The following is a 22,386-nucleotide window of genomic DNA, read 5'->3' on the forward strand; positions in this document are numbered from 1 at the left end:
CCAAACCAGGAAGTCGAGACCTTCCCGATGGCTGATACCCAGTCTAGTGCGCCCGTGCGCGCTCGCGCCGACGCTCCCGCGTCCGGCGTCACCCACATCCGCACCCGGCACACCGCCAATTACACGGTGCTCTCGAATCGACTCGCCCAGCGGGCGGGCAGTGCGGTGACCGTCGGCGTCGCCGCGTACATCCTGTCGCTGCCCGACGGCGCCTCCATCCGCATCGACGCGCTCTGCGCCCACTTCAAGGAGGGCCGGGCCCGGATCTCCGCCGCGCTCAACGAGTTGGAGGCGGAGGGCTGGCTGGAGCGGAGGGTCGAGCGCGGACCGGGCGGGCGGATCGTGACGCGGACGTTCGTGTACGACGCGCCGGGGCGTACGGAGAGCGACGCGCCGTCGTCCGTCCCTCCGGCCGAGGTGCCGGAGCCGGCGCAGAAGCCGGAGCCGGGCGCCGCGCCCGATCCCCGGGCCGCTGCCGTCCTCGGCTCGCTGCGCCACCGGGACCGGCGCTTGGTCCTGTCCGCGCGGGAGACCGCCGCGCTGGCGCCCGCCGTCGCGGAGTGGCTGGACCGTGGCGTCGGGCCGTACGAGATCGCCGAGGCGCTGACCTCCGGGCTTCCCGACCGCATCGACCGCCGTCCGGCGCGGCTGCTCGCCTACCGCCTGGCCGCCCTGCGACCGCCGGAGCCTGCCGCCGCCCCGGCGCCGACCCGCCCGGTGCCCTTCCAGGACTGCGACGGCTGCGACCGAGTCTTCCGCGCGCCCCGTCCGGGACGGTGCCGCGACTGCCGGGAGAGAGCGGCAGCCGACCCGGCGCCGCTCGCCGCTTGACCATGACGTGAACCAACGCTCTCCAACCTGGAAAAGGTATGACCGCATGACACCGACACACGGCGGCGCCCCGCCCTCGACTGCTGCGAACGAGGGCGCACATCCGCCACGCACCATTCGCGATCTCCGCGGTGCCTTGCCGGAACACCAGCAGCACCTTTTCGACTCGGAGTTGGAAAATGCCGGGTTCGAAGCCCTGCCTGCGGTGCTCAACAGATGGATCACATTGGGGATCGACGGATTCGAAGAGTTCCTCCTGTCCACACCATTTGAAGGCCTGGAATTCGGTTCGCGCTCGTACGACACGGAAACAGGTCTCGAGTGAACCGCCCACACGCTCTGCTGTGCCTGGGCCAGCTGTCCCGGAAGGATCATGACGTCCCCTTGCGACGACGCCCTCTGGAGCCGCAGGGCGCCGGTAGGCTGGAGCGGTCCGACGAGCGAGGAGAGGCCTTCCGCATGAGCAGCCAACCTGTGAATCACGACGGGCCGATCATGCCGATGCCGGCACTCACGCTCCCCGCTCTGCGCGCCGCAGTCGCCAGCCTGGCACCTGGCAAGCTGTCGGAGCTGATCGCCGAGATGCAGCAGGCGTTCGACCGTGCCGGTCAAGATGGCAGCACCGCGCCTATTCGCTTGTTCTACCGCCGGTGGGCCACCTTCGTCGCCATCGAGAGAATCCCGGAGCGCGCAGCTCGCATGCACGCTGCGGAGCAGGTGCTGCACGCCAGCGATAGCGCGGAGGAGCGGCAAGCGGCAATCCACGAGATCGGGGCCATCGTGCACGTCGCGGAGCGCGAAGTCGAAGCGCTGGAGACCGGGTGAGCGACTGGACGTGGGAATACATCTCCCACGATCTCGGCGAGAGTCTGGCTCCTCCGGTCCGAGCAGAGGTTGAGCGAATAGCAGCCGAGCTGGCCGTGGTCAACTCCATGGTGTACCTGGAAGGGGCTTCCTGCCAAGGTCTGTCACCTGGGCTGCGGGTCGAGTACGGGAGCGCTGCGGACGGGACGCACATCATGCTGAGCTATCTGACCAACGTGCGCGGAGAACGCATTGTCATCGTCAGCGTGACATCCGTCTGACAACTGGCATCGAACCACAGGCGGCCGGCGGCGGGGGGCCCGCCGCCGGCCGTACCGGTTACCGGATGAACCGGGCTACCGGGTGAAGTGGAAGATTCCCCATGTCACGTGGTTGTTCCTGCCGCCCTCGACCCAGTTGGTGAGACCTTTCTTCATGTGGGCGAGGTAGTCGGCGCTGACGTGCTCCGCCAGGCCCTCTGTCTCCTGGCGGCGGGTCTCCTCCAGGACCCGGGCGTAGTGCGCGATCAGGTGGTCGCGGTGCTCCTCAAAGCCGCCGCCGACCTCGGTGAAGCCGAGGCGGGCCAGTTCGTGGCGGTAGAAGTCCGGGGAGCCCATGGTGTCCAGGTGGATGCGGTCCAGGATGGGGCGCAGGGTCTCGGGCGGGCAGCCGTCCGCCGCCATGGGGTCGGTGAAGATGAGGTGGCCGCCGGGGCGCAGGACGCGGGCGGCCTCCGCCAGGGGACGGGTGCGGCTGCCGCTGTGCAGGAACGCGTCCTGGGACCAGACGACATCGACGCTGTTGTCCGGCAGCGGGATGGCCTCGAAGGAACCGTCCACCACCTCGATGATCTCGCTGAGCCCGCGCTCGGCGTTGATCGCGCGGTGCCGCTCGTTCTCCACCTCGCTGAGGTTGAGCGCGGTGACGCGGCAGCCGTAGGTCTCGGCGAGATAGCGCGCCGAGCCGCCGAAGCCGGATCCGAGGTCGAGGACGCGGGAGGACGGGGTCAGGTCGAGGCGGCTCGCCATGCGGGCCACGGTGCGCCTGCTGGCCTCGGCGATCGGCTCGTCGGGCCGGTCGTAGAGACCGATGTGGATGTCCTCGCCGCCCCAGACGCGCCAGTAGAACTCGTCGGCGTCCGTGGAGTTGTAGTAGGCGCGGGCGGTGCCGACGGTCGCGGAATAGTCCGGGGTCGGCTCGTCCGTCGCGATGTACTCCTTCTCCGCGACGTGAATGAAGAAGTCGGGCCGCTCCTCCCGGTAGGTGTGCTGGAAGTCGCCGTACGTCTCGATCCGCTGGAAGCCGACCTCCTGCATGAGCCGCCGCGTGTAGTCCTTGCGGAGCGGAAACATGTTGAGGTGGTAGACGGATTCGTCGGGGAAGCTGTAGCGCATGCGGCACAGCCCCTCGTCGACGTGCTCCGGCTCGACCGCGACGTCTTCGCCGCAGTAGTAGTACACGTGCTTGCTGGTGAAGCCGTTGTCGAGCATCGCGTCGTAGTTGCGGTGGTCCAGGATGAGGATGCCGTCGTGCTTGAGCATCGCGTAGAACTCGGCGAGGGCCTTGCGCCGGTCACGCTCCGAGAAGAGGTGCGTGAAGGAATTGCCGAGACAGACGATGGCGTCGTACTGGCCGTGCACATCGCGGTTGAGCCAGCGCCAGTCGGCCTGGACGACGCGGAGGATGTGCTCGCCGTGCTTGAGCCCGTTGTCGAACGCCTGGGCGAGCATTTCGGCGCTTCCGTCGACGCTCGCGGTCTCGAATCCGGCTTCCAGGAGCCGTACCGAATGAAACCCGGTCCCCGTGGCCACATCGAGGACCGTCTTTACGCCACGCTCCCGCAGGAGGTCAATGAAGAACGTACCCTCACTTTCCGATCGCTTTTCCCAGTCGATGAGCGAGTCCCATTTTTCAACGAAGCTTGGTACGTACTCCTCGGTGTAGTGATCGGTGTCCCTGACCTCGAATGGATTGTCTCCGAATTTCTGGACAGATCGCGCAGAAATAACGAAACCTCCGGTGCTGAGACAGCGGACAACGGCACCCGTGTCCAGAAGTGCGCCTCCCCGAAGTCGCGTGATCTATGCCACCCACGAGGCCAATTGTATGTAAATACCAGGGAACACGGACGGGCCTATCTGGAATACACCGCTTTATGCTGTTCTTTAGCGTTTCGCCCCGTTACGCCTGTACGGCGGGGCGGGACCGCTCCGTCGCCGCGATGGTCGCCGAGCCCACGACGCGGGTGCCGTCGTAGAGCACGATCGCCTGGCCCGGGGCCACTCCGCGGACCGGCTCGGCGAAGGTCACCCGCAGCTCGCCGCCGACCGGCTCGGCCGTCACCTCGGTCTCGCCGCCGTGCGCGCGGAGCTGGGCGGTGTAGGTGCCGGGGCCGGTGGGCGCGGCGCCGCACCAGCGGGGCTTGATGGCGGTGAGCGCCGAGACGTCCAGGGCCTCGGCGGGGCCGACGGTGACCGTGTTGTTCACCGGGGAGATGTCCAGCACGTACCGCGGCTTGCCGTCGGGCGCCGGGTGGCCGATGCGCAGCCCCTTGCGCTGGCCGATGGTGAAGCCGTACGCGCCCTCGTGGGTGCCGAGCTTGTGGCCGCCCTCGTCGACGATGTCGCCCTCGGCGGTGCCGAGGTGACGGGCGAGGAAGCCCTGGGTGTCGCCGTCCGCGATGAAGCAGATGTCGTGGCTGTCGGGCTTCTTGGCGACGGCCAGACCGCGCCGCTCGGCCTCGGCGCGGATCTCGTCCTTGGTGGTCAGCGTGTCGCCGAGGGGGAACATGGCGTGGGCGAGCTGCCGCTCGTCCAGCACGCCGAGGACGTACGACTGGTCCTTGGCCATGTCGCTGGCCCGGTGCAGCTCCAGTGCGCCGTCCTCGCGGCGGACGACCGTGGCGTAGTGGCCGGTGCACACGGCGTCGAAGCCGAGCGCGAGGGCCTTGTCCAGCAGCGCGGCGAACTTGATCTTCTCGTTGCAGCGCAGGCAGGGGTTGGGGGTGCGGCCCGCCTCGTACTCGGCGATGAAGTCCTCGACCACGTCCTCGCGGAACCGCTCGGCCAGGTCCCACACATAGAACGGGATGCCGATCACATCGGCGGCCCGGCGGGCGTCGCGCGAGTCCTCGATGGTGCAGCAGCCGCGGGCGCCGGTACGGAAGGACTGCGGGTTGGCGGAGAGCGCGAGGTGGACGCCGGTCACATCGTGGCCCGCCTCGGCCGCCCGCGCGGCGGCGACCGCCGAGTCCACGCCGCCGGACATGGCGGCGAGGACGCGCAGGCGACGGCCGTCGCGGGGACCTGTGGGCGCACCGGGGAATTCAGTCATAACCCAGCCAGCATAATTCGCTCCGCTGGGAACGAATAACGGGTTCCGCGCTCAGCCGGCGCGGACGCTCTCCAGCACGCGTCCGGCCAGGTCAAGGGCCTGATCGGCATCCTTGGCGAGATAGGACAGCTCGACGAAGCAGTGCTCGACGCCCGCCTCCCGCTCCGCGCGCGTGATCGTGGCCGCGATGTCCTCGACCGAGGCGTCAGCGTCGGGGTTGACGCGGAGGATCGCGCCGAAACGGGCCGGATCCCGTCCCTCCCGCTCGACGGTCTCCCGCAGCCCGGCCAGGTTCCGGGCGAGGGCGGCGATCTGGTCGGTCCCGGCGTACTTCGCGCCGACGAGCGCGATGGGCAGCCAGCCGTCGGCGCGCCGGGCGACCCGGGCGAGGGCGGCGGGGGCGAAGGCGCCCAGGTAGACCGGTGGGCCGGGGCGGCCGGCGGGTTTGAGGTCGATGTGGCTGGCGGGCACGGTCCAGTGTTCGCCGCGGTACTCGACCGGGTTCGTCGTCCACCAGGCGGTGAGCACGTCCAGGCATTCGTCGAGCCGGCGGCCGCGCTCGGCCATGGGGATGCCCGTCGTCTCGTACTCCTCGGGCGACCATCCGGTGCCGAGGCCGACCAGCAGACGTCCCGCGCTCAGCAGGTCGACGCTGGTGAGGGAGCGGGCGAGCAGCGCGGGCGCGTACCAGGGGGCGTTGATGACGTTGGTGCCGAGCTGGACGCGTTCGGTGACCGCGGCGGCGGCGGCCAGCAGGGCGAACGGGTCCAGGGCGGAGCGGAATTCCGGCGGGATGACATCCGTACCGGCGTAGCCGACCTTCGGATCGACCGGGGCGAGCAGCCGGTCGCCGACCCACAGGCTGTCCGCGCCGAGCGCTTCGGCCTGCTGCGCGAACCGTGTGACGTGCTGCGGATGGTGGGCAAGATCACCGAATTGGGGAAGGGTGAACCCGACGCGCATACGGCGGCTCCTCGTCGACTCGTTGTCCTCGGGCTACGGGTGATCCTCGCCGTTGGTTCAATATTCAGCTACCCGTCGGCGTACGGTTCGCGCCATGATCCGCAAGCGGCGGAACCGCACGCGTGGGCTCGCGCGTTGAAGCCTGCGTGAGCGAAACCAACGGCGGCGTGCGCCGCCGCATGAGCCGGCGCACGCTGCTGCTGGGCGGTACCGCGGCCGGTCTCGGCGCGGCCGGGATCGCCGGGTATGCCGCGCGGGACAGCCTGGAGCACCTGTGGTGGCGGATGCCCGGTGAGCAACGGCCGCGGAAGGAGGGCGCCGTCGACCACCCGGGCGCGGACTGGGTGGCGGCCTCCGGGGCCAACTACCGGCGCGCCGACCGGCCGTACGACTACACGGTGGACCGGGTGGTGATCCATGTCGTGCAGGGCTCCTACGAGGACGCGCTCAAGGTCTTCCGGGACCCCGGGCACCGCGCCGCAGCGCACTATGTGGTGCGCCGCGACGGGCACATAGCGCAGACGGTCCGCGAGCTGGACGTGGCGTTCCACGCGGGCAACCGCTCGTACAACGAGCGCAGCGTGGGCATCGAGCACGAGGGGTTCGTCACCCGGCCGCAGGACTTCACGGACGCCATGTACCGGTCCTCGGCCCGGCTGACCGCGGCGATCTGCGAGCGCTACGGGATGGAGCGGGACCGCGAGCACATCGTGGCCCACTCGGAGGTGCCGGGTACCGACCACACCGACCCCGGCCGCCACTGGGACTGGGACCGCTATCTGGAGCTGGTGCGGGCGGTGCGGATCGCCACGTGAGCGCGGGGGTCGCGTCGCTCAGGCGATCTCGCCCGTCGGCAGCGCGGTCCCGCCGGTCAGCTGAGTCCCGCGCTGCGCGCCCGTTCCACGGCCGGGCCGATCGCCTCCGCCACCGCCTCGACATCGGCCTTGGTCGACGTATGGCCGAGCGAGAAGCGCAGGGTGCCGCGCGCCAGGGCCGCGTCGGTGCCGGTGGCCAGCACCACATGGCTGGGCTGGGCGACCCCGGCGGTGCAGGCCGAGCCGGTGGAGCATTCGATGCCCCGCGCGTCCAGCAGCAGGAGCAGCGAGTCGCCCTCGCAGCCGGGGAAGGAGAAGTGGGCGTTGGCCGGGAGGCGGCCGCCCGGATCGGGGTCGCCGCCGAGGACCGCTTCGGGGACGGCGGTGCGGACGGCGGTGATGAGCGCGTCGCGCAGCGCGCCGATCTCGCGCGCGAACTCCTCGCGGTGCTCGGCGGCGTACGCACCGGCCACGGCGAAGGAGGCGACGGCGGGGACGTCGAGGGTGCCCGAGCGCACCTGGCGCTCCTGGCCACCGCCGTGCAGGACGGGCACGGGGGCGTACTCGCGGCCCAGCAGCAGCGCGCCGATGCCGTACGGACCGCCGATCTTGTGGCCGCTGACCGTCATGGCGGCCAGGCCGGAGGCGGCGAAACCGACGTCGAGCTGACCGAAGGCCTGGACCGCGTCGGCATGCAGCGGAACATCGAACTCCGCCGCTACGTCGGCGAGTTCGCGCACCGGCTGGATGGTGCCGATCTCGTTGTTGGCCCACATGACGGTCGCGAGGGCGACGTCCGCGGGGTCGCGGGCGATCGCCTCGCGCAGCGCCTCCGGGTGGACGCGCCCGTACGCGTCGACCGGCAGCCACTCGACCCTCGCGCCCTCGTGCTCGGCGAGCCAGTCGACCGCGTCGAGCACGGCGTGGTGCTCGACCGGGCTGGCGAGCAACCGGGTGCGGGCCGGGTCGGCGTCGCGACGGGACCAGTAGAGCCCCTTGACGGCGAGGTTGTCGGCCTCGGTCCCGCCCGAGGTGAAGACGACCTCGCTGGGGCGCGCGCCCAGTGACTCGGCGAGGGATTCGCGGGACTCCTCGACGGTACGGCGGGCCCGCCGGCCGGCGGCGTGCAGGGAGGACGCGTTACCGGTGACGGCGAGCTGGGCGGTCATCGCCTGCACCGCCTCCGGAAGCATCGGGGTGGTGGCGGCGTGGTCGAGATAAGCCATGGTGAGCTCGATTCTACGAGCCGTGGGGCGAGGCCGTACCGGGTGCGTGGACGCGGAGTGCGCGCGGCCCCTTTTTTCTTCGGTAAGGAGTGTCTAGAGTTTTACTCATGACAGCCGCTGATGACTGGGAACTGGACCGCACGTATCGCAGCGCCTCCGGCGAGGTCCGCTGGGCCGTTCTGGGCGCGCCGGACGCCCCGCCGGTGGTGCTCCTGCACGGCACGCCGTTCTCCTCGTACGTCTGGCGGGCCTTCGCCCGCGCCCTCGCCGACCGGTGGCGGGTGTACGTCTGGGACATGCCGGGCTACGGGGCCTCCGAGAAGCGAGCTGGTCAGGATGTCTCACTGGCCGCGCAGGGGCGGGTCTTCGGTGAGCTGCTCGACCACTGGGGGCTGACCGAACCGACCGTTGTCGCTCATGACTTCGGCGGGTGTGTCGCGCTGCGGGCGCATCTGCTGCACGGGGTGCGCTACCGGCGGCTGGCCCTGGTCGATCCCGTCGCCCTGCCGCCGTTCGGCTCCGCCGCGTACCAGCTGTTCGGCGGTCACCTCGAGGTCTTCGAGCGGTTGCCGTCGGCGCTGCATCGGGCACTGGTGCGGGAGTACATCGGGTCCACGGGTGGGCCGGGGCTGCGGTCGGAGGTTCTGGAGCGGCTCGTCGAACCGTGGTGCGGGGAGTCGGGGCAGCCCGCCTTCTACCGGCAGATCGCGCAGAACGACCAGCGGTTCATCGATGAGATCGAGGGACGGTACGGGGAGGTTTCGGTGCCGGGGCCGGTGCTCGTGTGCTGGGGCACGGAGGATGCGTGGATTCCGGTCGCGCACGCGGAGGAGTTGGCGGCGCGGATTCCGGGGGCGCGGGTGCGGTTGATCGAGGGCGCGGGGCATTTGGTGCAGGAGGATGCGCCGGCGGAGCTGATGGCCGCGGTGTGGGGGTTTCTCGGGGAGGGGTGAGGTGGCGGTGCCGGTGCGGGTGGGGTGCGCCTGCGGCGGGCTACTCCCCCACCCCGCCCCTTCCCGAAACCGGGGCTGCGCCCCACACCCCGCCGGGGCTCCGCCCCTGGACCCCGGCCCTCAAGCGCCGGACCGGCTGGGAGCGCCGGACCCAAGCGCCGGACCGGCTGGGAGCGCCGGGCCCCCCGCCCCCGGCCGGCGGCTTCAAGCACCGGGCCGGATGAGGGCTGCGGGAGCTTCACCGCGGGGCCGGGGACTGGGCGGCCTCGCGCCGGGACGTGGGCCGAGGCGCCGGACGGCCCTGCGTGCGCCAGATGCTCGCGGCGCCGCGTGCCGCGAGATCACCCCCGCATGCGCAGCAGCTTGGCGGCCAGGAGGGCGATGTGGCGGCGCCAGGCGGTGAGGGAGCGGATCCGCTCCTGCTCCGCGTCCGGCGGGCCGGTCTGGGTGAGGATGAGGCGGGCGCCGTGGCCCGTGCCCTGGGCCAGTTCCCAGCGGACCCGGCCGGCGGGCCGCCCGGCGCGCTCCCAGTCGTAGGACAGCGTCCGGGGCGGCTCGGCCTCGGTGATCGCGCCCGCCGGGACCCCCTCGGTGCGGAATCCGAACGGCACCGGCTCCCCGGCCGTGAGCCCGGCCGCGCCGGTCTGCCCGGCCAGCGCCTGCCACACCGTCTCGGCGGGGCGGACCAGTTGGCGCTCGAAGCGCAGCCGCCAGCCGCCGTCCTCGGTGGTCTCCACCGCGCCCTCGGCCAGGCCGAACGCCTCGACGTACGACTCGTGCAGCTCGGCCATGTCGCCCGGGGCGGACTCCTCGCCGTCGAGCAGCGCGGCGAGGGTGGTGATGCAGGCGTGCCAGCCGGAGGCGAAGCTCGCGGCGCCGAAGCGGTCGCCGAAGGTGTGGGTGAGGGTCAGCAGACAGCCGTCGCCGTCGGGGCGCAGTTCCCAGCGGAGCTGGTCGTCGCCCCAGGTGAAGGCGAAGACACGGGGCGGGTCCAGCTCGGTGACCACGCCCTCCATGTCGGGGGCCTCCCGGCCGGGGAAGACGAAGCCCATCCGGCCGCCGACCTCGAGGTCCACCCGGACCTCGGAGGGGAACCAGTGGGCCAGTTCGGCCGGGTCGGTCAGGGCCTGCCAGACCCGCTCCGGGGGATGGGCGATGCGGCGCTCCAGGCGCAGGGCCGAGCGGCCGCCGCCGGACTGGCTGAGGGTGTCCTTCATGGCTCTTCTCCGTCGAGGTGGCGTTCCAGCGCGTCGAGGCGGTCGGTCCACAGCCGCCGGTACGGGGCGAGCCAGGCGTCGATCTCGGCCAGCGGCTCGGGGCACAGCTCGTACCACCGCCGCTGGGCGTCCCGGCGCACCCGCACCAGCCCGGCCTCGCGCAGCACCCGCAGGTGCTTGGAGGTGCCGGGCTGGGTCAGCCCGAGCTGGTCGGTCAGCTCGCCGACCAGGCGGGGGCGCTCCAGGAGGAGGTCCAGGATCTGCCGTCGGCTCGGCTCCGCGAGCACGTCGAACGGTATGGGCATGAAGGAGAATATAGCTTGCGCGGTATATAGCCGCAAGGGAATGTAGCCTCGGTCAGACGTCTTCGGTCGCCGTGCTGCGACGGTTCCACGCGCGCGGCGCCCGCCATCCGTACCGCATCGCCGCCAGCCGGGCGACGAAGGCCACCACGGCCGCGAGGGCGCTGGTGGCCCCGGAGAGCGCGCCGAAGTGGATGAGCAGGGCCGCTATGGACGCGCCCACGATGGCCGGGACGGCGTACAGGTCGCGGTCCCAGCGCAGCAGCGAGGGCACCTCATGGGCGAGGACGTCGCGCAGCACGCCGCCGCCGACCGCGGTCGCCATGCCGAGGGTGACGGACGAGGTCAGGCCGAGCCCGTGCTGGTGCGCCTTCACGGTGCCCTCGACGCAGAACAGCCCCAGCCCGGCCGCGTCGAAGACGCCCACCGCCCGGGTGATCCGCTCGACCTGGGGGTGCAGGAAGAAGACGATGACGGTGGCGACGAGCGGGGTGAAGAAGTAGCCGAGGTCGACGAAGGCGGCGGGCGGCACCGCGCCGATCACCAGGTCCCGGAACACCCCGCCGCCCAGCGCGGTGGCCTCGGCGAGCACCGCCATGCCGAAGACATCGAAGTTCTTGCGCACCGCGAGCAGCGCACCGGAGATCGCGAAGACGAAGATCCCGACGACCTCGAACGCGTGCTGGACGGACGGGGAGACCAGTTCGATGAGCACCCGACATTGTTATCCGACGATGCCGCCGCGCCCGCCCCGTCTCAGCTCTCGGTCTTCTTCGTCGCGCTCCGCACCGGTCCGGCGACCTGGCCGGGTGCCTGGCCGGGCGCGTTCTCGGGGTGGTGGCAGGCCACCTGGTGGCCGGTGGCGAGCGCCACCAGCGGCGGTTCCTCCCGCTTGCACACCTCGGTCGCCTTCCAGCACCGGGTGTGGAAGCGGCAGCCGGACGGCGGCGAGATCGGCGAGGGCACATCGCCCTTGAGCAGGATGCGCTCGCGCCGGGCGCGCCGCCGGGGGTCGGGCACCGGCACCGCGGAGAGCAGCGCCTTGGTGTACGGGTGCATGGGGGTCTCGTACAGGGCCTTGCGGTCGGCCAGTTCGACGATCTTCCCGAGGTACATCACCGCGATCCGGTCCGAGACGTGCCGGATGACGGACAGGTCGTGCGCGATGATCACGTACGTCAGGCCCAGCTCGTCCTGGAGGTCGTCCAGCAGGTTGACCACCTGGGCCTGGATGGAGACGTCCAGCGCGGAGACCGGCTCGTCGGCCACGACCAGCTTGGGCTTGAGCGCGAGCGCCCGGGCGATGCCGATGCGCTGCCGCTGGCCGCCGGAGAACTCGTGCGGATAGCGGTTGTAGTGCTCGGGGTTGAGGCCGACCAGCGCCAGCAGCCGCTGCACCTCCGCCTTGATGCCGCCCTCCGGGGTGACGCCCTGCAGCCGGAAGGGCGCGCCGACGATCGCGCCGACGGTGTGCCGGGGGTTCAGCGAGGAGTACGGATCCTGGAAGATCATCTGGACGTCGCGGCGCATCGGGCGCATCGAGGCGGTGCCCAGGTGCGTGATGTCCTTGCCCTCGAACTCGATCTTCCCGGAGTTGGGTTCGAGCAGCCGGGTGATCAGCCGTCCCATGGTGGACTTGCCGCAGCCCGACTCGCCGACCACGCCCAGGGTCTCCCCCTGGCGCACGTCGAAGTCGAGGCCGTCGACCGCCTGCACCGCGCCGCTCTGGCGCTGCAGCAGCCCCTTCTTGATGGGGAAGTGCTTGACCAGGCCGGACACCGTGAGCAGGGGCTCGGCGGTGGTGGTCGCCTGCTCCGGGACCGTCATCTTCGGATCCTTCACGTCTTTCGTGCCCTGGGAGTCCGTCGTCACAGCTTCGGCGCAATCTCTTCGGTCCAGATCCGCGTACGGTCCTCCCGCGCCATGTGGCAGGCGGAGAAGTGCTCGTCGCCGTCCCGCACCTGGCGCAGCTCCGGCCGCTCGGTGCGGGTGATGCCGCCTTCGGGGACGTCGGCGTACGGGCAGCGCGGGTGGAAGGCGCAGCCGGACGGGACGTTGATCAGGCTGGGCGGGGAGCCCTTGACCGGAATCAGCCGCTCGGTCTGGTCGCGGTCGATACGGGGCATCGAGCCGAGCAGCCCCCAGGTGTAGGGGTGCTGGGGCTCGTAGAAGACCTTCTCGGCGGGTCCCCGCTCCACGCACCGGCCCGCGTACATCACCAGCAGGTCGTCGGCGAGTTCGGCGACCACGCCCAGGTCGTGGGTGATGACGATGACCGCGGAGCCGAACTCCTTCTGCAGATCCCGGATGAGGTCGAGGATCTGCGCCTGGACGGTGACGTCGAGGGCGGTGGTCGGCTCGTCGGCGATGAGCAGTTCGGGGTTGTTGACCAGCGACATCGCGATCATCGCGCGCTGGCGCATCCCGCCGGAGAACTCGTGCGGATAGCTGTCCACCCGCTTGTCCGGCTGCGGGATGCCCACCCGGTCGAGCATCTCGACCGCGCGCTTGCGGGCGACGTCCTTGGCGACGTCGTGGTGGACCTGGTACGCCTCGGTGATCTGGCGGCCGATCGTGTAGTACGGGTGCAGCGCCGACAGCGGATCCTGGAAGATCATCGACATCTCGCGGCCGCGCAGCTTGCGCACCTCGTCGGGGTCGGCGCCCAGCAGTTCCCGCCCGTTCAGCCAGATCTCCCCGGAGATCCGGGCCTTGCGGCGGCCGTACTGGCCCGCGGTGTGCAGCCCCATGATGCCGAGCGAGGTGACGGACTTGCCGGAGCCGGACTCGCCGACGATGCCGAGGGTCTTGCCCTTCTCCAGCCGGAAGCTGAGCCCGTCCACGGACTTGACCAGCCCGTCGTCGGTCGGGAAGTGGACCCGCAGATCGCGCACTTCGAGGAAGGCCGTCGGGGCGGGCGAACCGGCCGCGGCCACCTCCCCCACGGCGGCGGTCCGGGTCTCCCCCGCGGCGTCGGCCGGGGTCTTGCCCGCGGCGTCGGGCGCGGGCTTGTTCAGATCGGTCATCCGAGCCTCACTCGTGGGTCGATGACGGCGTACAGGAGGTCCACGACGAGGTTGGCGACCACGATGCACAGCGCGGCGATCAGGGTGACGCCCAGGATGACCGGGAGGTCCTTGTCGCTGATGGCGTTCACCGCGAGCCGGCCGAGGCCGGGCAGGTTGTAGGTGCTCTCGGTGAGCACCGCGCCGCCGAGCAGCGCGCCCAGGTCCAGGCCGAGCAGGGTGAGGATCGGGGTCCAGGTGGAGCGCATCGCGTGCCGCCCGATGACCGTCCGTTCCCGCAGCCCCTTGGCGCGGGCGGTGCGGATGTAGTCCTCACCCATGATCTCCAGCATGGTGGCGCGGGTGAGCCGGGCGTACATGGCGGCGTAGAGGAAGGCGAGCGTGATCCACGGCAGGATCAGGCTTTCGAACCACTTGGCGGGGTCGTCGCCGAGCCCCTTGTAGTCCACGTCGACCCACTTCAGCTGGTAACTGAAGATCGCCAGCGAGAGCAGACCGGTGAAGTAGATCGGCAGCGAGACACCGGCGAGCGCGGCGGTCATCGCCGAGCGGTCCCACAGGGTGCCCCGGCGCAGCGCGGAGACCACACCGGTGGCGATGCCGCCGACCAGCCACAGCAGGCACGCGCCCGCAGCGAGCGAGAGGGTGACCGGCATGGCGTCGGTCAGCTGCGGCCACACGGCCTGCTCGGTGCGGAAGGAGTAGCCGAAGCAGGGCATCGGGCAGTGGGTGACGTCCGAGCCGTTGGCGTAGTCGCGGCCGACGAACAGCCCCTCGACGAAGTGCCAGAACTGCACCAGGAGCGGATCGCTGAGCCCCAGCTTCTGCCTGATGCCCTCGATGGCCGCGGGGTCGGCCTGTTTGCCGACGAAGAGCAGCGCGGGGTCGGAACCGGCCCACTTCGGGATCACGAAGAAGATGGCGAAGGTCGTCAGGGTGACGACCAGCAGCATCATGACGACGGCGGACAAGCGCCGGATGACGTAAGCAAGCACTGTGCGCGGCCCGGTGGCGGTCCCGTCGCCCCTCGAACCGGGGTTCCGGGACCGCCACGCGCGGCCATCACCTGCCCTTCGGGCCTATCGGATGAAGCGACGGTGGGGGTGGGGTGGCTGGTGGCCGGCCGTCACTTGACCCCGAGGGACACGTAGTCGTACCGGCCGTTGTAGGCCGAGGACGAGTAGGCGTTGGTCAGCCGCGAGCTGCGCCAGGTGATGTTCTTCTCGTAGAGGAACGGCATCGCGACGGCCAGGTCGGCGACCTTGTGGTTCATCTCCGTGTAGATCTGGCCGGCCTTGGCGGGGTCGGTCTCCTTGAGCGCGTCGTCGAAGGCCTTGTTGATCGCGGCGTCGTTGGTCTCGGAGACGTTGTAGTTACCGGTCTGCTCGATGAAGCGGCCGTCGAACAGCGGGCGGGAGAAGCCCTGGCCGGTCGGGAAGTCGGGGCCCCAGCCGGTCATGTTGAGGCCGTAGCCGCGCTTGTGCATCACGGACGGGGAGCCGGTGATGCCGGCGGACGAGCCGCCCTCGATCTCGTTGATGTCGAGCTTGATGCCGACCTTGCTCAGCGACTCCTGGAGCGCCTCGGCGGCCGCCGTCTCGTTCGGCTGGTCGGTGCGCGAGACGATCTTGGCGGAGAAACCATTCGGCTTGCCGCACTGCTTCAGCTCGTCCTTGGCCTTGGCCGTGTCCGGCTTGCCCTTGCGCTTGATGACGCCGTACGGGTCGTAGTCGTCCGAGCCCTTGACGGTCTTGGGGAGCATGTTGGGGGCGAGGTCACCACCGGCCTGCGGGCCGCCGCGGGTGGTCTGCAGCTGGGTGTAGTCGGCCGCGTAGAAGACCGCCTTGCGGCAGTGGATGTTGTCGAACGGCTTCACCTTGGTGGCGAGGTCGACGTACCGGACGAAGTTGGTGTTCATGTTGTCGACGTTGCCCTTGTGCTCCTTGAGCGCGGCGGCGCGGCCGGACTGGCCCATGCCGGTGGCGCTCAGGAAGACGTCGTAGTCGCCCTTGATGAGCAGCTTGTCGATGGCTTCCAGGTTGGAGTTGAAGGTGACCGTGACCTGGTCCGGCAGGGCGGCGCGGACCGGGTCGGACGACTTCTTCCACTTGTCGTTGCGCACCAGGGCCAGGCTCTTGCCCGGGGTGAAGGACTGCACCTTGTACGGGCCGGAGGAGAACGGCCGGTTGGTGTACTGGGCGCCGGTGTCCTTCTCCCGCTTGACCGGGGAGCCGGTGGGCATCGCGAGCATCTGCTCGAAGTCACCGTTGGGCTGGGCGAGACGGAAGGTGATGGTCTTGTCGTCCGGCGTCTCGATCGCCTTCAGCCCGAGCTTGTCCTTGGACTTGTCCTTGTACGGGCCCGGGTACTCGCCCTTGGGGTCGAGGACCTGGCGCAGATAGCCGGGGCCGCCGGAGACCACGTCCTTGGCCCAGATGCGCTCGATGCCGTACTTGATGTCCTTGGAGGTGATCGGCGAGCCGTCCTCCCAGGTGATCCCGTCGCGCAGGGTGTAGGTGTACGTCTTGCCGCCGTCGCTGATCTTGCCGGTGGAGGTGGCCAGGTCGGGGACCAGCTCGTTGGAGGCTTCACCCGGCTTCGGCGCGTACGTGATGAGTTGACGCGAGTAGAAACGGGCGAAGTCCCAGGCGAAGCCGTAGTACTGGCGCTGCGGGTCGAGCGAGTCGAAGTTCTGCTTGTTGATGAACTTGAGGGTGCCGCCCTTCTTGGTGGACTTGTTGGCGACGCCCTTCGCCCCCGCGTTGAATCCGGCACCGGAGGATTTCTCGTCGCTGCCGCCGCCGCACGCCGCGGTGGCGAGCAGGGCGCAGACGACAGCCGTCGCGCCGACGATCCGCCTGCTTCTCGACGAACGTAGGGGTTTCATGGTTCCTGCAACCTCCGGGATAGCGGTACGTGGCATGGCGCGGGGAAAGCTTCGGGGAGCCGCCTGACATCCGCGGCCGGGGCGTCTCAACGGGTGCCCTTGGGGTCGAGGGCGTCGCGGACGCCATCGCCGAACAGGTTGAAGGCCAGCACGGTGATGAAGATCGCCGCACCCGGGATGATCATGAACATGGGGTCGTCCTCGTAGGTGCCCACCGCCTTGGAGAGCATCTGACCCCAGGAGGCGGTCGGCGGCTTCACGCCCGCTCCCAGGAAGCTGAGGGCCGCCTCGGTGAGGATGTTGGTGGGGATCATCAGCGTCGCGTAGACGGTGATCGGCGCCACCAGGTTGGGCAGCAGCTCGCGGAAGAGGATGTAGCGGCGGCCGGCGCCGAGGCTGCGCGCGGCCTCCACGTACTCCTTCTCGCGCAGCGACAGCGTCTGGCCGCGCACGATGCGGCCGACGTACGGCCAGCCGAAGAAGCCGATGACGCAGACCAGTACCGCGATGCGCACCCCGCTGCCGGTCAGGCCCAGCAGGTCGTTCGGGAGCACCGAGACCAGGGAGATGATGAACAGCAGCTGCGGGAAGGCCAGCAGCATGTCCATCACGCGGCTGATCACCGAGTCCACCCAGCCGCCGAAATATCCGGCGATGATGCCGAAGACGGTGCCGAGGACGACGGCGACCAGGGCCGCGAGGAAGGCCACCAGCAGCGAGATCCGCGCGCCGTAGACGACGCGGCTGAACACGTCGCGGCCGTTGGAGGGCTCGACGCCGAAGAGGAAGTCCGAACTGATGCCGCCCAGGCTGCCCTTGGGGGTGCCGAAGAGGGGGTCGATCTCCTCCTGGTGGAAATCGTTGGGCGGGTGGCCGAGCAGACTCACGATCAGCGGCGCGAAGATCGCCACTAGCACGAGGAAGACGACCACGGCTCCGCCCGCAAGCGCCAACTTGTCGCGTTTGAGGCGTCTCCAGGCGATCTGTCGCAGCGATCTTCCCTCGACCGATGCCGTGACCGCATTCGCCGCTACATCGGCAGTCGCGACCGGCTCTGCGTCGGCGCTCGTGCCGTGCAATGGTGCCGTCATCGTGGTGGGGACCCCTCTCGACCGGTGGTGACCGGCCCACGACTCGCCGCTGTGGCGGCTTAAGTTCACAAGGTGAGCGAAAGGGGTCGTTTTATGGAACCGCGCCCCTTGGAGCGGGAGTCTTCATCGCGTTTGTGATCACCCGCCAGTACCCACGGGCAATGGATGCCTAACCGTGATGTGCGGTAAGCGGTTCCGGTATACGGACAGTTGTGACCCGTGAACGCATCAGTAACAACCGCCCCACCACGGGCGATGCGCGGTGGGGCGGTGCGGAAGCCGGCTCAGCGCGCCCGGCGGCGCGGCGGCTCAGTAGGCGTGACGCGGCGGCGGATAGCCGTACCCGTACGACGGGGGCGGCGGCGGGGGCGCGGCGTTGTAGGCGTCGCGGTCGAAGAACGGCCGGGCGTGGGCCCGCATCCACATCGCGACCGGGTCGTGCTCGTCCGACAGCTCGACCGTGGAGACCGGCAGCCCCTCCGGCACCACGCCGACCGACTGCTGCATCATCAGCCGCACCGACTCCACGGCCTGCTGGCCGTTGTCGTACAGGTCGAGCCCGATGGCCAGATACGGGGCGCCCAGCGCGGGCTGCACCCAGGCCCGGCGCAACGAGCGCACCGCGGCGGTGCGGTGCGCGTTCTGCCCCAACAGGGCGTAGAACTGCGGGATTTCGATGGCGGGCTCGGTCAGCCGCAGCGGGCCGGCGGGCAGCCGGTCCAGCCCGCCCGCGATCCGCCGCAGATCGAGCCAGGGGATGCCGACGCCGCCGCCGGGGGCGTGCGGGTTGAGCCACAGGCCGTAGTGGTCGCGGTAGAGGGAGTCGGCGATCCGGCGCGCGTCCACCACCTCGTGCGCACGATTCCAGCCACTGGCGGCGAGTTCCTGGGCGGAGGTCACACACGGTGCGTAACCATGGCCGTCCACGTCCATGTTGCCGTACTGGGCGTCGGGATCGCCGGGCGCGCCGTGCCACAGCAGCATCCAGACCTGGCCCTCGGCGAGGGCGTGCAGCAGCGCCTCGTAGGCGTCGTACCGGCCGGGAGCGACCTGCTGCAGCATTCGCTCGACCTGACCGGCAGCCGCCCCCCAATCCGCGCCCGCGCTCACCTGGGTCCGCCCCTCTCTCGGCCTTGCCCGCACCTCACCGGGACGCGCGCCGCCCCGACTGGTCATCCAACCAGCTTACGGGCCCCCGTGGCCGTCCCCGGAGTGCGTCACAGGTCACGGTCGTAGAACGGCCGAACGCGCTCCAGCATCCAGGTGGCCACGGGATCACCCTGCGCGACGTCCAGCGCGACGAGCTGAACGATCCACGGCACCGGCACCGCCCCGAGTGCCCGGCCCAGCGCCTCCACCGCGAGGGCCTGCCCCTCCGGGCCCGGCGCGTCCAGCTGCACCCCGACGAAGAGCGCAGGCTGATCGCCCTCGACGCTGGCCAGCGCGCGCCGCGCGGTGCGTACCCCGGGCTCCTTCGTGAACTCGATCCCGGCGGCGGCCAGGAAGTCGACCGGCTCCTCCTGCCAGTCGGGCTCGAACAGCCGCACCCGGCCCCCGCGCGCGGGGCCGTCCAGCTCGCTGCGCCCGGACTTGCACAGCTCCTCGACCGCGGACGGCGGCAGCGGGACGCCGACCGGCCCGTCCGGGTTCACCGCGATGCCGAGCTGCGGCGGCAGCCCGCGGGCGAACTCGACGGCCGGGGCGATCGTGAACGACATGTGGGCGCCGACGATCTGCAGGAACTGCTGCTCGGAGCTGAAGACGGGCACGTAGGCCTGGCCCTCGATCTCCAGGGTGGGCAGGTCGAGGCTGCGGCTGTCGGGGCCGCCGCCGTTCGGCAGCGGGATCCAGACAAAGCTGCGGGCGAGGGTTTCGACGATCCGCGCTCCCGCACCCGGCACCCCGATCGAGGCCGCGAGCACCTCTTCCAGCTCATTGCCGGGGAACGCCGGATAAGCGCCGTCGGGAAATCCTCCGTGAGCGGGGGTTGTGCCCTGGTGCTCCGGGATACTCATCTTCGTCCAACCGCCATCTCGTCCGACCTGCACGAGCACCCTAACGGCTGCGCGGCGGAAGGCCATGGGCCGCCCGGGCATCTCCACAGCACTTCCTCACGCCGGAAGCACGACCGGAGACGGCCTCACCACGGCGTCCTCACGCTCCGTCACACCCAGATGGCCGAATTTCGCCCGTCCGTCGGCCTGGTGCCCGACTCGTATGTCACTCGAAGGAGATGCCCCGCAGCACGCTCGCGGTTGCCCGGTCCAGCAGAACGGCCGAAGCGCAGCCCTCGGGCGGCTGCCCGCCCTCCACCCGCGCCACCAGCCGGCGCATCGCCCGCCGGTGCCGCCCGAAGGCGAAGCCGGAGACGCCCCGGCCGCGGGCGGCCTGGCCCTCCAGGGCGACCGCGGGGTCCACGTCCAGCAGCACCAGATGCAGCCCGCGGCCGGTGCGCCGGGCGTCCCGGGCCAGCCAGCGGCGCACCCAGGGCTGCGAGCCGCAGTCGTGGACGACGACGCTCGCGCCGGAGGCGAGCGCCCGGCGCAGCCCCGCGTAGTGGGCGCAGCGGACCAGCGGCCGGTAGACCGCGTACGGCAGCCAGCGCGGCATGCGTCTTTCCCACGCCTCCCGGGTGTGCTGCGAGTCCACCCGGACCACGGCCGTGCCGCTCGGGTCGGCCCCGGGGACCACCCGGTTGATCAGGGTGGTCTTGCCGCTGCCGGGCAGCCCGGAGGCGATGATCAGGTCACGTGCCGGGTAGCGCAGCTCCGCCCCCACTCCGCCGCGCAGGTCGTGCACGGAGCGCCGGTCCGGTCTGACCGTGCCTCCTGAGCGCGTCCGCTCCTGCCGCGCGGGCAGGGTTCCTCGGGTGGTCGCGAATGTTCCCTGCCCGTGCACCGTGATCGTCCTCCAAGGTCGGTCAAGCGGCTGCGTACCCCGAGAGTGTCAAGAAAAGGTAATGTCCATCAAGGAGGCCCCGGCGCGACCCCGCTCACAGTGGGGGGTTCCCTTCCGGAGCGGACATGCGATGATGGCCGCGCCAACTGCATACCGGCCGCTCGAATCCGCGCGGGAGAGTCCTTGGTCACCGGCAGTCCGCCGGTCTTCCCAAGGCGCCGAAGGAGCAAGCCCTCCCTTGAATCTCTCAGGCCCCGATACCGCACGGACGAGGCAGATCTGAAAAGCGGGCCACTCACGGTGGCTCCACCCAAGGTGCAAGCCGGCCAGCCCCGCAGCGCGGGATGGGTCACGGCGAACCTCTCAGGTTCCGATGACAGATGGGGAGGACGCTGTGCCGTCCTTGTCGTCCCATCCGCCCCACCCGTCCCGTCATCGCCGTGATCATGCCCCTGGGAGCCGCACCATGACCGACGCCCCGCCCACGCCCCGCCGCACCGCGCTGGACGCGGTCCACCGTGCGCTCGGCGCCACCATGACCGACTTCGCGGGCTGGGACATGCCGCTGCGGTACGGCAGTGAGCGCGATGAGCACACCGCGGTGCGCACCCGCGCCGGGCTCTTCGACCTCTCCCACATGGGTGAGATCGCTCTCACCGGGCCGCAGGCCGCGGACGCCCTCGATTACGCCCTGGTCGGCCATCTCTCGGCGCTCGCCGTGGGCCGCGCCCGCTACACCATGATCTGCGACGGCGAGGGCGGCATCCTCGACGACCTGATCGTCTACCGGCTCGCCGAGCAGGAGTTCCTGGTCGTGGCGAACGCCTCGAACGCCCAGGTGGTGCTGGACGCGCTGACCGAGCGCGCCACCGGTTTCGACGCCGCCGTACGCGACGACCGCGACGCGTACGCGCTGATCGCCGTCCAGGGGCCGCAGTCCCCCGGGATCCTCAAGGGGCTGACCGACGCCGACCTGGACGGGCTGAAGTACTACGCGGGGCTGCCGGGGACCGTCGCGGGCGCGTCCGCCCTGATCGCCCGCACCGGCTACACCGGCGAGGACGGCTTCGAGCTGTTCGTCGCGCCGGACGACGCCGAGCGGGTCTGGCAGGCGCTGACCGAGGCGGGCGCCCCGGTGGGCCTGGTGCCGTGCGGGCTGTCCTGCCGGGACACGCTGCGTCTTGAGGCGGGGATGCCGCTGTACGGGCATGAGCTGAGCACCGACACGACCCCGTTCGACGCGGGGCTCGGCCGGGTGGTGAAGTTCGGCAAGCCCGGTGACTTCGTCGGCCGCGGGGCGCTGGAGGCCGCGGCGCGCGAGGCCGAGGCCCGGCCGCCGCGCACGCTGACCGGCCTGGTCGCCGCAGGCCGCCGGGTGCCGCGCGCCGGGTACGCCGTGGTGGGCCCCGACGGCTCGGAGATCGGCCGGGTCACCTCGGGCGCCCCGTCCCCGACGCTGGGGAAGCCGATCGCCATGGCGTACGTGGACGCGGAGCACGCCGCGCCCGGCAGCCCGGGGGTGTCGGTGGACATCCGCGGTACCGGGGAGCCGTACGAGGTGGTCGCGCTCCCCTTCTACCGCCGCGAGCGCTGAAGCCCCCGTCTCACCACTGAAGACCCGTTTCCCAAGCACTCCCCCCCATCCAGGAGAATCGGACCATGAGCAACCCCCAGCAGCTGCGCTACAGCAAGGAGCACGAGTGGCTGTCGGCCGCCGACCAGGACGGCGTGTCGACGATCGGCATCACCGAATACGCGGCCAACGCGCTCGGCGATGTCGTGTACGTCCAGCTCCCGGATGTCGGCTCCACCGTCGCCGCCGGTGAAACCTGCGGCGAGCTGGAGTCCACGAAGTCGGTCAGCGACCTGTACGCGCCGGTCTCCGGCGAGGTCACCGACATCAACGAGGACGTGGTGAACGACCCGGCGCTGGTGAATTCCGCCCCCTTCGAGGGCGGCTGGCTGTTCAAGGTGAAGGTGACGGACGAGCCGGGCGACCTGCTCTCCGCCGAGGAATACGCCGCCTTCTCCGACAACTGA

General features: G+C 70.7%; 23 protein-coding genes and 1 riboswitch. Of the genes, 8 read left to right on the top strand and 15 right to left on the bottom strand.

Features of this window, described 5'->3' with window-relative positions; genetic code table 11:
• Nucleotides 1-27 precede the first annotated feature (27 nt).
• The 4 genes from ABZ562_RS14695 to ABZ562_RS14710 all read left to right on the top strand — a co-directional run bounded on the left by ABZ562_RS14695 (nucleotide 28) and on the right by ABZ562_RS14710 (nucleotide 1,916).
• Nucleotides 28-831 (top strand): hypothetical protein, encoded by an 804-nt coding sequence (locus ABZ562_RS14695; protein ID WP_361478234.1) that lies wholly within the window; start codon nucleotides 28-30, stop codon nucleotides 829-831.
• A 46-nt stretch (nucleotides 832-877) separates the two neighbouring features.
• Nucleotides 878-1,156 carry a hypothetical protein gene (locus tag ABZ562_RS14700; protein WP_361478237.1) on the top strand — a complete coding sequence of 93 codons (279 nt, stop codon included), beginning with the start codon at nucleotides 878-880 and terminating at the stop codon, nucleotides 1,154-1,156.
• Between the two features lie 134 nt (nucleotides 1,157-1,290).
• On the top strand, nucleotides 1,291-1,656 hold the full coding sequence (locus ABZ562_RS14705) for a hypothetical protein (RefSeq protein ID WP_361478240.1): 366 nt from the start codon (nucleotides 1,291-1,293) through the stop codon (nucleotides 1,654-1,656).
• The gene (locus tag ABZ562_RS14710) at nucleotides 1,653-1,916 is read left to right on the top strand and encodes a hypothetical protein (protein WP_361478242.1); all 264 of its coding nucleotides are present in this window, start codon (nucleotides 1,653-1,655) and stop codon (nucleotides 1,914-1,916) included. The genes ABZ562_RS14705 and ABZ562_RS14710 overlap by 4 nt, the downstream gene beginning before the upstream one ends.
• A gap of 75 nt (nucleotides 1,917-1,991) precedes the next feature.
• Here the strand turns inward: ABZ562_RS14710 and ABZ562_RS14715 are convergent, their stop codons facing one another.
• The 3 genes from ABZ562_RS14715 to ABZ562_RS14725 form a co-directional block, all read right to left on the bottom strand.
• Nucleotides 1,992-3,479: a methyltransferase domain-containing protein gene (locus ABZ562_RS14715; RefSeq protein WP_361478479.1), complete on the bottom strand. Its 1,488-nt coding sequence runs from the start codon at nucleotides 3,477-3,479 to the stop codon at nucleotides 1,992-1,994.
• 337 nt (nucleotides 3,480-3,816) lie between these two features.
• On the bottom strand, nucleotides 3,817-4,968 hold the full coding sequence (gene mnmA / locus ABZ562_RS14720; RefSeq protein ID WP_361478245.1) for a tRNA 2-thiouridine(34) synthase MnmA: 1,152 nt from the start codon (nucleotides 4,966-4,968) through the stop codon (nucleotides 3,817-3,819).
• A 51-nt stretch (nucleotides 4,969-5,019) separates the two neighbouring features.
• On the bottom strand, nucleotides 5,020-5,931 hold the full coding sequence (locus tag ABZ562_RS14725; protein WP_361478248.1) for a TIGR03619 family F420-dependent LLM class oxidoreductase: 912 nt from the start codon (nucleotides 5,929-5,931) through the stop codon (nucleotides 5,020-5,022).
• 179 nt (nucleotides 5,932-6,110) lie between these two features.
• On the opposite strand from ABZ562_RS14725, the gene ABZ562_RS14730 reads away from it, so the two are divergent.
• On the top strand, nucleotides 6,111-6,746 hold the full coding sequence (locus ABZ562_RS14730) for an N-acetylmuramoyl-L-alanine amidase (protein WP_361478482.1): 636 nt from the start codon (nucleotides 6,111-6,113) through the stop codon (nucleotides 6,744-6,746).
• A 56-nt stretch (nucleotides 6,747-6,802) separates the two neighbouring features.
• Here ABZ562_RS14730 and ABZ562_RS14735 read toward each other — a convergent pair whose 3' ends face one another.
• Entirely contained in the window at nucleotides 6,803-7,972 is a 1,170-nt protein-coding gene (locus tag ABZ562_RS14735) for a cysteine desulfurase family protein (protein WP_361478251.1), read from the bottom strand.
• A 107-nt stretch (nucleotides 7,973-8,079) separates the two neighbouring features.
• Between ABZ562_RS14735 and ABZ562_RS14740 the strand changes: the two genes are divergently transcribed.
• A complete protein-coding gene (locus tag ABZ562_RS14740; protein ID WP_361478254.1) occupies nucleotides 8,080-8,925 on the top strand; it encodes an alpha/beta hydrolase in 846 nt (281 codons plus the stop codon).
• A gap of 341 nt (nucleotides 8,926-9,266) precedes the next feature.
• On the opposite strand, the gene ABZ562_RS14745 is transcribed toward ABZ562_RS14740, so the two are convergent.
• From ABZ562_RS14745 to ABZ562_RS14795, 11 genes are all read right to left on the bottom strand, one after another.
• Entirely contained in the window at nucleotides 9,267-10,142 is an 876-nt protein-coding gene (locus ABZ562_RS14745) for an SRPBCC family protein (RefSeq protein ID WP_361478257.1), read from the bottom strand.
• Complete coding sequence (locus ABZ562_RS14750; RefSeq protein ID WP_361478259.1) at nucleotides 10,139-10,447, bottom strand: metalloregulator ArsR/SmtB family transcription factor; 309 nt, start codon at nucleotides 10,445-10,447, stop codon at nucleotides 10,139-10,141. The genes ABZ562_RS14745 and ABZ562_RS14750 overlap by 4 nt, the downstream gene beginning before the upstream one ends.
• Nucleotides 10,448-10,499: 52 nt before the next feature.
• On the bottom strand, nucleotides 10,500-11,159 hold the full coding sequence (locus ABZ562_RS14755; RefSeq protein ID WP_361478262.1) for a trimeric intracellular cation channel family protein: 660 nt from the start codon (nucleotides 11,157-11,159) through the stop codon (nucleotides 10,500-10,502).
• 41 nt (nucleotides 11,160-11,200) lie between these two features.
• A complete protein-coding gene (locus tag ABZ562_RS14760) occupies nucleotides 11,201-12,271 on the bottom strand; it encodes a dipeptide ABC transporter ATP-binding protein (protein WP_361478265.1) in 1,071 nt (356 codons plus the stop codon).
• Between the two features lie 41 nt (nucleotides 12,272-12,312).
• Nucleotides 12,313-13,470, bottom strand: a complete 1,158-nt coding sequence (locus ABZ562_RS14765; RefSeq protein WP_361478268.1) for an ABC transporter ATP-binding protein — start codon at nucleotides 13,468-13,470, stop codon at nucleotides 12,313-12,315.
• Nucleotides 13,467-14,465 (bottom strand): ABC transporter permease, encoded by a 999-nt coding sequence (locus ABZ562_RS14770; protein ID WP_361478271.1) that lies wholly within the window; start codon nucleotides 14,463-14,465, stop codon nucleotides 13,467-13,469. Before ABZ562_RS14770 ends, ABZ562_RS14765 begins: the two co-directional genes overlap by 4 nt.
• Nucleotides 14,466-14,596: 131 nt before the next feature.
• Nucleotides 14,597-16,357, bottom strand: coding sequence for an ABC transporter substrate-binding protein (locus ABZ562_RS14775; RefSeq protein ID WP_361478274.1), 1,761 nt, complete (start codon nucleotides 16,355-16,357; stop codon nucleotides 14,597-14,599).
• 86 nt (nucleotides 16,358-16,443) lie between these two features.
• Nucleotides 16,444-17,448 (bottom strand): ABC transporter permease, encoded by a 1,005-nt coding sequence (locus ABZ562_RS14780; RefSeq protein ID WP_361478277.1) that lies wholly within the window; start codon nucleotides 17,446-17,448, stop codon nucleotides 16,444-16,446.
• 309 nt (nucleotides 17,449-17,757) lie between these two features.
• Complete coding sequence (locus tag ABZ562_RS14785; RefSeq protein WP_361478280.1) at nucleotides 17,758-18,510, bottom strand: enhanced serine sensitivity protein SseB C-terminal domain-containing protein; 753 nt, start codon at nucleotides 18,508-18,510, stop codon at nucleotides 17,758-17,760.
• 155 nt (nucleotides 18,511-18,665) lie between these two features.
• Complete coding sequence (locus tag ABZ562_RS14790; RefSeq protein WP_361478283.1) at nucleotides 18,666-19,463, bottom strand: enhanced serine sensitivity protein SseB; 798 nt, start codon at nucleotides 19,461-19,463, stop codon at nucleotides 18,666-18,668.
• A 205-nt stretch (nucleotides 19,464-19,668) separates the two neighbouring features.
• Nucleotides 19,669-20,346 (bottom strand): AAA family ATPase, encoded by a 678-nt coding sequence (locus ABZ562_RS14795; RefSeq protein ID WP_361478286.1) that lies wholly within the window; start codon nucleotides 20,344-20,346, stop codon nucleotides 19,669-19,671.
• A gap of 162 nt (nucleotides 20,347-20,508) precedes the next feature.
• Nucleotides 20,509-20,619: riboswitch (glycine riboswitch) on the top strand.
• Between the two features lie 193 nt (nucleotides 20,620-20,812).
• On the opposite strand from ABZ562_RS14795, the gene gcvT reads away from it, so the two are divergent.
• Together gcvT and gcvH are read left to right on the top strand one after the other, a co-directional pair.
• Nucleotides 20,813-21,940: a glycine cleavage system aminomethyltransferase GcvT gene (gcvT, locus tag ABZ562_RS14800; protein ID WP_361478288.1), complete on the top strand. Its 1,128-nt coding sequence runs from the start codon at nucleotides 20,813-20,815 to the stop codon at nucleotides 21,938-21,940.
• Nucleotides 21,941-22,005: 65 nt separating this feature from the next.
• A complete protein-coding gene (gcvH, locus tag ABZ562_RS14805) occupies nucleotides 22,006-22,386 on the top strand; it encodes a glycine cleavage system protein GcvH (RefSeq protein WP_055547469.1) in 381 nt (126 codons plus the stop codon).

This window comes from Streptomyces sp. NPDC019937 (genome assembly GCF_040631655.1).
Classification (GTDB): domain Bacteria; phylum Actinomycetota; class Actinomycetes; order Streptomycetales; family Streptomycetaceae; genus Streptomyces.

What these genes read in the sequence shown, in the direction of transcription:
- ABZ562_RS14765 (WP_361478268.1), bottom strand. Translation starts at nt 13,470, where the DNA reads ATGACCGATCTGAACAAGCCCGCGCCCGACGCCGCGGGCAAGACCCCG.
- ABZ562_RS14695 (WP_361478234.1), top strand. Translation starts at nt 28, where the DNA reads ATGGCTGATACCCAGTCTAGTGCGCCCGTGCGCGCTCGCGCCGACGCT.
- gcvH (WP_055547469.1), top strand. Translation starts at nt 22,006, where the DNA reads ATGAGCAACCCCCAGCAGCTGCGCTACAGCAAGGAGCACGAGTGGCTG.
- ABZ562_RS14725 (WP_361478248.1), bottom strand. Translation starts at nt 5,931, where the DNA reads ATGCGCGTCGGGTTCACCCTTCCCCAATTCGGTGATCTTGCCCACCAT.
- ABZ562_RS14735 (WP_361478251.1), bottom strand. Translation starts at nt 7,972, where the DNA reads ATGGCTTATCTCGACCACGCCGCCACCACCCCGATGCTTCCGGAGGCG.
- mnmA (WP_361478245.1), bottom strand. Translation starts at nt 4,968, where the DNA reads ATGACTGAATTCCCCGGTGCGCCCACAGGTCCCCGCGACGGCCGTCGC.
- ABZ562_RS14700 (WP_361478237.1), top strand. Translation starts at nt 878, where the DNA reads ATGACACCGACACACGGCGGCGCCCCGCCCTCGACTGCTGCGAACGAG.
- ABZ562_RS14780 (WP_361478277.1), bottom strand. Translation starts at nt 17,448, where the DNA reads ATGACGGCACCATTGCACGGCACGAGCGCCGACGCAGAGCCGGTCGCG.
- ABZ562_RS14760 (WP_361478265.1), bottom strand. Translation starts at nt 12,271, where the DNA reads ATGACGGTCCCGGAGCAGGCGACCACCACCGCCGAGCCCCTGCTCACG.
- ABZ562_RS14705 (WP_361478240.1), top strand. Translation starts at nt 1,291, where the DNA reads ATGAGCAGCCAACCTGTGAATCACGACGGGCCGATCATGCCGATGCCG.
- ABZ562_RS14740 (WP_361478254.1), top strand. Translation starts at nt 8,080, where the DNA reads ATGACAGCCGCTGATGACTGGGAACTGGACCGCACGTATCGCAGCGCC.
- ABZ562_RS14775 (WP_361478274.1), bottom strand. Translation starts at nt 16,357, where the DNA reads ATGAAACCCCTACGTTCGTCGAGAAGCAGGCGGATCGTCGGCGCGACG.
- ABZ562_RS14730 (WP_361478482.1), top strand. Translation starts at nt 6,111, where the DNA reads ATGAGCCGGCGCACGCTGCTGCTGGGCGGTACCGCGGCCGGTCTCGGC.
- gcvT (WP_361478288.1), top strand. Translation starts at nt 20,813, where the DNA reads ATGACCGACGCCCCGCCCACGCCCCGCCGCACCGCGCTGGACGCGGTC.
- ABZ562_RS14790 (WP_361478283.1), bottom strand. Translation starts at nt 19,463, where the DNA reads ATGAGTATCCCGGAGCACCAGGGCACAACCCCCGCTCACGGAGGATTT.
- ABZ562_RS14785 (WP_361478280.1), bottom strand. Translation starts at nt 18,510, where the DNA reads ATGCTGCAGCAGGTCGCTCCCGGCCGGTACGACGCCTACGAGGCGCTG.
- ABZ562_RS14745 (WP_361478257.1), bottom strand. Translation starts at nt 10,142, where the DNA reads ATGAAGGACACCCTCAGCCAGTCCGGCGGCGGCCGCTCGGCCCTGCGC.
- ABZ562_RS14750 (WP_361478259.1), bottom strand. Translation starts at nt 10,447, where the DNA reads ATGCCCATACCGTTCGACGTGCTCGCGGAGCCGAGCCGACGGCAGATC.